The following is a 6,707-nucleotide window of genomic DNA, read 5'->3' as shown; positions in this document are numbered from 1 at the left end:
GTGTTCGAGCGAGGGTAGTTCGTACATGGTGTCGAGCAATACCTGCTCGAGGATGGTGCGCAAGCCGCGGGCGCCCGTCTTGCGCTTCAGGGCCCGACGGGCAATGGCGGCCAGCGCCTCGGGACGGAACTCAAGCTCCGCGCCTTCCATGTCGAACAGCCGCTTGAACTGCTTGGTGACGGCGTTCTTGGGCTCGGTAAGGATCTTCACCAGGGCCGGTTCGTCCAGTTCATCGAGCGTGGCAACCACCGGCAGGCGGCCGACGAACTCGGGGATCAGGCCGAAACGCACCAGATCGGCAGGTTCGACTTCCGACAGCAGCTTGCCGACGTTCTCGGTGCGCTCCTTGCTGCGCACTTCAGCGCCGAAGCCAATGCCCGTGGTGTCCGAACGCTGCTGGATCACGCGCTCGAGACCGGCGAAGGCACCGCCGCAGATGAACAGGATGTTGCGGGTATCGACCTGCAGGAATTCCTGCTGCGGGTGCTTGCGGCCGCCCTGGGGCGGCACCGAGGCCAGGGTGCCCTCGATGAGCTTGAGCAGCGCCTGCTGCACGCCTTCGCCCGACACATCGCGGGTGATCGACGGGTTTTCGCTCTTGCGGGAGATCTTGTCGATTTCGTCGATATAGACGATGCCCGACTGGGCTTTCTCGACATCGTAGTCGCACTTCTGCAGGAGCTTCTGGATGATGTTTTCGACATCCTCGCCCACATAGCCAGCTTCCGTGAGCGTGGTGGCGTCGGCGATGGTGAACGGCACATTGAGCAGGCGAGCCAGGGTTTCAGCCAGCAGCGTCTTGCCCGAACCGGTGGGCCCGATCAACAGGATATTGGACTTGCCCAGCTCGACTTCGTCGGCCTTCTGGCGCGACTCGATGCGCTTGTAGTGGTTGTAGACCGCCACCGACAGGGCTTTCTTCGCGCGCGTCTGCCCGACCACGTACTGGTCGAGGGTTTCCATGATCTCGCGCGGCTTGGGCAGCTGCGTGCGACCGGAGGCGGCTTTTTCCTCGAGTTCTTCGCGGATGATGTCGTTGCAGAGTTCAACGCACTCATCGCAGATGAATACGCTGGGACCGGCAATCAACTTGCGCACTTCATGCTGGCTTTTGCCACAGAAGGAGCAGTAGAGAATCTTGCCGCTGTCGTTGGAACGGCTCTGCCGCTCATCGCTCATGCTGTTGGTCCTGCGTCGGATCGAGGTACGTCTTGAGAATAGCACAGCGTCCCAACCCTGGGACCAGGGTCGGGATGCTGCCTTAAGTCACGGAAATTTAGGCAGATTTAACGGTTTCAACGGTCCGCTTTTCGAGCACGGAGTCGATCAGACCGTAGGTCCGGGCGTCGGCGGCGCTCATGAAACGGTCGCGCTCGGTGTCATTGGCGATTTGCTCGACGGGCTTGCCGGTGTGCTGCGCCAGGATGGCATTGAGCCGCTCGCGCATGGTCAAGATCTCGCGGGCGTGGATCTCGATGTCGGTCGCCTGGCCGGAAATGCCGCCAGCCCAGGGCTGGTGGATCATGATCCGGGAATGCGGCAGGGAGTAGCGCTTGCCCGCCGCACCGGCCGACAGCAGCAGGGCGCCCATGGACGCCGCCTGACCGATGCACATGGTGCTGACATCGGGCTTCAGGAACTGCATGGTGTCGTAGATCGCCAGGCCCGCCGTGACGGAACCGCCGGGGCTGTTGATGTAAAGGTTGATGTCCTTGTCGGGATTTTCCGACTCAAGGAACAGAAGCTGGGCCACCACGACGTTCGCCATGTAGTCGTCGACGGGACCGACCATGAAGATCACGCGCTCCTTCAGCAGGCGCGAGTAGATGTCGTAGGAGCGCTCGCCGCGGGCGGTCTGCTCGACGACGATGGGCACCAGGTTGAGGCTCTGGATGGGGTCCATGGACATGTAAGTGCGCTCCGGTGAGGTTAGTGCCCGAACCCTGAGGCGACGGTTCAGCCGCCGACCGGGCGCATGACCTCGTCGAAGCTCAGGGATTGCTCCGTGGTCTTGGCGTGATCCGCCACCCACTCGGCTACCTGGTCTTCCATCACGCGGTTCTGCAGGCCCGACATAAGCTGGGGATCACCGTTATACAACTCAATGACCTTCTCAGGCTCCTCGTACGTCGAGGCAATGGTGGTAAGCATCTCGGCCATCCGGCTGCGGTCGATGCGGATCTCGTTCTTCCGGGCAATTTCACCCATGAGCAATGCGGCAGCCACGCGCTTGCGGGCTACCGGCTCGGCGGCGGCGACCAGCTCCGCCGGCGGCTCCTGGCCACGCGGCACGCTGCCTGCGGCCATGGAACGGGCCTCGCTCTGGGCCATCAGGTTGGGGACGTCCAGGTTCGGATAGGCGTTGGCGAGTTTTTCGGCCACTTCGGCCTTCAGGCGGCCCATCAGGGTGCCCTTGAGCTCGCGCTCGAGGTTGGCTCGCACTTCCTTGCGGAAGGTTTCGATGTCGCCATCGGCCACGCCGAAGGCCTTGACGAAGTCGTCGTCCACGGCGGGCAGGTTCGGGGCCTGCACCTTGATGATCTTGATGCCCACCTGGGCCTTCTTGCCGGCAAGATCCGTATTGCGGAAATCGGCCGGGAATTCGATCTCGGTATTGGCTTCGTCGCCGGCGCTACGGCCGGTGAGGGCGTCGTCGAGTGCCTTGAACAGGTTGCCCGAGCCCAGCACGCTGCCGGCGCGCTCCAGGCCCTCGGCCGGGAAGCGGTAATCGCCTGCCTGGGCCGAGTACTCGAACATCACGAAGTCGCCCTCAGCCGAGGCACGGGGCACTTCGTCGAAGCTGCGGCGCTGCAGGCGCAGGGTCTCGATCATCTTGTCGATATCGGCATCGCTCACCGCGGCCACCGGACGGCTGATTTCCAGCGCGGCGACGTCGATTTCCGGGAACTCCGGCATGATTTCGAAGGTGGCGGTGTAGGCGATCTCGCCATTTTCGGCGTTGCCGGTAGTCTCGACCGACGGGTTGGCGATCGGACGGAGGTTTTCCTTCTCCACCGCCTCGCGCAGCGTGCTGCCGATCAGCTCGGAAAGCGCCTCGCCGTGGACCTGCGCGCCGAAGCGCTGCTTGATCACGTTCAGCGGCACCTTGCCCGGGCGGAAGCCCTTCAGGCGGACCGTGCGGCCCATTTCCGCAATGCGCGCGCTGACCTGCGACTCAAGGCGATCGGCCGGAAACTTGACCGTGATCTTGCGCTCGAGCTTGCTGACGTTCTCAACCGAAACCTGCATGACGACTCCTGCAAACCACCTGCTTGCGCAGGCGCTAAAGCGGCCCAGGGCCGCCGTGTGTGTATATGAATGAATTCAATCACTTACGTTAAAGTGGCTGTTAAACCACCACGAAGTGACCTCCACCCCAGCCGCTTAGGATATCAAATCCCGTATTTGGCGGGGTATGGGGCGGCATGGCCGCAGGAAAATCCATCACCGGCATTGCGGAAAGACCCGCGCGGAAAACGATGGTGCGAAAGGGGGGACTCGAACCCCCACGGGTTACCCCGTCAGAACCTAAATCTGGTGCGTCTACCAATTCCGCCACTTTCGCATGGGGTTTGAAACGACTAACCACCCTGCCCGTCAGGCCGGTGATTTCGCTGTTTCAGCGCCGCGATTCTAGGGGTGGGGCTGGATGGGCACAAGGATGGAACGAGCGCCGCTATCCGCCCACGGCTTTCAGTACCTGATCGAGAAAGTGCTGGAACAACAAACCTGCAAGGGCGAACGCTCCGCCAAGGATCGCGACGAGCAGAGCTACCAAAGCCCGGAGGACCCAAGCCTTGCTAGCCATGTGGGATAGTCTTTCGTCCATCCGTGCGACCGTGGCATCTATGCGCGCTACGGCGATATCGAGCCGGGATATGGAATGATCCCCTGATCGAATGGTCGGCAGGCAGGCTCAACCTTCGCCAAATTCGCCGATCGGCCATGAAACATGGCACGACATCCCGTGAACCGTGTGCTCGCCCCAGATGCTCACCGATCCTGAAGGCAACATGCCAGGCTCGCATTGCCGGGCATCGAACTGGCGAGTTGCCTCGCTTTGTAGCGACGGGTCGTACTCAAAGGATCCATCATCCAAGTGCCGCAGTACTTGCGTCACGATCACTGGCGTTCCATCCAGTTCATTCAGCTCGACATTTCTGCTGACAAAGTCACCGTCCAGACGGGTTAGCAGCGTGTGCATGGGCGGTTCCTCAGCCAACGTAGTGGCTGGAACTGCCACGGATGTGAGAAGCAGAGCGAAGTGAAATCGTTTCATTGGAGCGTCCCTGCTTGATGGCAAGGACAGGTTAGGTTCGGAGCCTTCCCCAAAATATAGGCGCGGTCTCGCGCCCATGCGGGCGCAGGGCAGAACGAGCAGAGAAATTGCCTACATCGAAACTAACCGCCTCGGCCCATTAAGCACGCAAAGAAAAAGGGACCACGCTTTCGCGTGATCCCTTCTCTTTGTTGGTGGGCCGTCAAGGATTCGAACCTTGGACCAATTGATTAAGAGTCAACTGCTCTACCAACTGAGCTAACGGCCCTTTGAAACATTTTACCAAAATGGGGTGGACGATGGGACTCGAACCCACGACATCCGGAATCACAATCCGGTGCTCTAACCAGCTGAACTACGTCCACCGTAAAACTCTTCGTGTGGCGCGCCCGACAGGAATCGAACCTGCAACCGTCGGCTTAGAAGGCCGATGCTCTATCCGGTTGAGCTACAGGCGCAGACTCTTTACACGGAGCGAACGCTTGGTCGGGGCAGAGGGATTCGAACTCTCGACATCCAGCTCCCAAAGCTGGCGCTCTACCAGGCTGAGCTATACCCCGACATTCGAAACCATCGTTCGCGACCGCGAAACAAGCCTTCAAATGTTAAGGGTACTCACACACCCCGTCAATCCAATCTGCCTGAAACCCGGACACCACATCGAACAACTTTTTACCGATGGCCCTGCTTAGAAGCCACCAACGAGACGAAAACCACTCGCCTCGCCTACCTTGAAAAAATGGTGCGCCCGGAGAGATTCGAACTCCCGACCACCAAGTTCGTAGCCTGGTACTCTATCCAACTGAGCTACGGGCGCACTAAAACGATTTGGTTGACCTGCGCCGTGAGGTGCCGGTCAACCAAGAAGCGGAATTATTCAGGGTTCGACCCGATGCGTCAACACTTTTGGTGAAATTTCTTTGCATCGGTACGGAAACAAAGTGCCTAAACAAAACAGCGACCCAAGGGCCGCCGTTTCCTGATCAGCTTTGCGTGGCGGGCTTGCCCAAGGTGGATCCCGCGTCGCCCTTGGGCGGCGGCGGAGGCGTCGGGCTGGGGCTGTCCTTGCGCTCCCAGTCGGCCGGCGGACCGGGCTCACGGCCATTCATGATGTCGTCGATCTGGCGCGCGTCGATGGTCTCGTACTGCAGGAGGGCATCGGCCATCTTGTGCAGCTTGTCGATGTTGGTGGTGAGCAGTTCCTTGCTTCGCGCGTAGGCGCGGTCAAGGGTATGGCGCACTACTTCGTCGATCTTGCGTGCGGTTTCGTTGGAGACGTTCTTGTGCTGGGTGACCGAACGGCCCAGGAACACTTCGTCTTCGTCCTCGCCGTAGGACATCGGGCCAAGCTCATCGGACAGGCCCCACTTGGTGGCCATGTTGCGCGCCATCTTGGTGGCCCGTTCGATGTCGTTGGACGCGCCCGTGGTGACCTTGTCGGCGCCGAAGATCAGCTCCTCGGCCACGCGGCCGCCGTACAGCGAGCACAACTGCGACTCGATCGCCACGCGGTTCATGCTGTAGCGGTCGCCCTCGGGCAGGTACATGGTGACGCCCAGCGCGCGGCCGCGGGGGATGATCGTAACCTTGTAGACCGGGTCGTGCTCGGGCACCAGGCGGCCGATGATGGCGTGGCCGGCCTCGTGGTAGGCGGTGAGTTTCTTCTCATCGTCGCTCATGGCCATCGAGCGGCGCTCGGTGCCCATCAGGATCTTGTCGCGGGCACGGTCCAGGTGAACCATGCGCACATCGCGGCTGCCTTCGCGCGCGGCGAACAGGGCAGCCTCGTTGACCAGATTGGCGAGGTCGGCGCCGGAGAAGCCCGGCGTGCCGCGGGCGATGGTCATGGCGTCGACGTCGGCCGCGGTGGGCACCTTGCGCATGTGCACCTTCAGGATCTGCTCGCGGCCCTTCACATCCGGCAGGCCCACCACGACCTGGCGGTCGAAGCGGCCCGGACGCAGCAGCGCCGGGTCGAGCACGTCCGGACGGTTGGTGGCGGCGATCACGATGACACCCTCGGTGCCTTCGAAACCGTCCATTTCCACCAGCAACTGGTTGAGCGTTTGCTCGCGCTCGTCGTGGCCGCCGCCCAGGCCTGCGCCACGATGGCGACCCACGGCGTCGATCTCGTCGATGAAGATGATGCACGGCGCGTGCTTCTTGGCCTGCTCGAACATGTCGCGCACACGGCTGGCGCCGACACCCACGAACATCTCGACGAAGTCGGAACCGGAGATGGAGAAGAACGGCACCTTGGCCTCGCCGGCGATCGCCTTGGCAAGGAGGGTTTTACCGGTACCGGGCGGGCCCACCATCAGCACGCCGCGGGGAATCTTGCCGCCGAGCTTCTGGAACTTGCCCGGGTCGCGCAGGAACTCGACCAGCTCGCCTACTTCTTCCTTGGCCTCGTCGCAACCGGCGACAT

The 6,707-nt window shown here is 61.7% G+C and carries 5 protein-coding genes and 6 tRNA genes; all 11 read right to left on the bottom strand.

What is annotated here, in order from left to right:
* On the bottom strand, positions 1-1,179 hold a 1,179-nt coding region (gene clpX / locus VK519_RS11185; RefSeq protein ID WP_324349824.1), incomplete at its 3' end, for an ATP-dependent Clp protease ATP-binding subunit ClpX.
* Positions 1,180-1,276: 97 nt separating this feature from the next.
* Positions 1,277-1,903 (bottom strand): ATP-dependent Clp endopeptidase proteolytic subunit ClpP, encoded by a 627-nt coding sequence (gene clpP / locus VK519_RS11180; protein ID WP_414692741.1) that lies wholly within the window; start codon positions 1,901-1,903, stop codon positions 1,277-1,279.
* A 53-nt stretch (positions 1,904-1,956) separates the two neighbouring features.
* The gene (gene tig, locus VK519_RS11175; protein WP_324349821.1) at positions 1,957-3,249 is read right to left on the bottom strand and encodes a trigger factor; all 1,293 of its coding nucleotides are present in this window, start codon (positions 3,247-3,249) and stop codon (positions 1,957-1,959) included.
* A gap of 231 nt (positions 3,250-3,480) precedes the next feature.
* Positions 3,481-3,565, bottom strand: a tRNA-Leu gene (locus VK519_RS11170).
* 351 nt (positions 3,566-3,916) lie between these two features.
* A complete protein-coding gene (locus VK519_RS11165; RefSeq protein WP_324349820.1) occupies positions 3,917-4,204 on the bottom strand; it encodes a hypothetical protein in 288 nt (95 codons plus the stop codon).
* Between the two features lie 267 nt (positions 4,205-4,471).
* Positions 4,472-4,547, bottom strand: a tRNA-Lys gene (locus VK519_RS11160).
* Positions 4,548-4,567: 20 nt separating this feature from the next.
* A tRNA-His gene (locus tag VK519_RS11155) sits at positions 4,568-4,644 on the bottom strand.
* A gap of 16 nt (positions 4,645-4,660) precedes the next feature.
* A tRNA-Arg gene (locus VK519_RS11150) sits at positions 4,661-4,737 on the bottom strand.
* A gap of 25 nt (positions 4,738-4,762) precedes the next feature.
* Positions 4,763-4,839: transfer RNA gene (locus VK519_RS11145), tRNA-Pro, on the bottom strand.
* Positions 4,840-5,019: 180 nt separating this feature from the next.
* Positions 5,020-5,096 (bottom strand) — tRNA-Arg (locus VK519_RS11140).
* A 166-nt stretch (positions 5,097-5,262) separates the two neighbouring features.
* Positions 5,263-6,707, bottom strand: a 1,445-nt coding sequence (gene ftsH, locus VK519_RS11135) for an ATP-dependent zinc metalloprotease FtsH (RefSeq protein ID WP_324349818.1), incomplete at its 5' end; no start/stop codon positions are given.

The sequence above is a fragment of the Pinirhizobacter sp. genome, from assembly GCF_035317885.1.
Classification (GTDB): domain Bacteria; phylum Pseudomonadota; class Gammaproteobacteria; order Xanthomonadales; family Rhodanobacteraceae; genus Pinirhizobacter.
This window is presented reverse-complemented; position numbering and strand designations above follow the sequence as displayed.

Excerpts from the sequence above, each read along its gene's own strand:
- tig (WP_324349821.1), bottom strand. The coding sequence starts at position 3,249 with ATGCAGGTTTCGGTTGAGAACGTCAGCAAGCTCGAGCGCAAGATCACG.
- clpP (WP_414692741.1), bottom strand. The coding sequence starts at position 1,903 with ATGGACCCCATCCAGAGCCTCAACCTGGTGCCCATCGTCGTCGAGCAG.
- VK519_RS11165 (WP_324349820.1), bottom strand. The coding sequence starts at position 4,204 with ATGCACACGCTGCTAACCCGTCTGGACGGTGACTTTGTCAGCAGAAAT.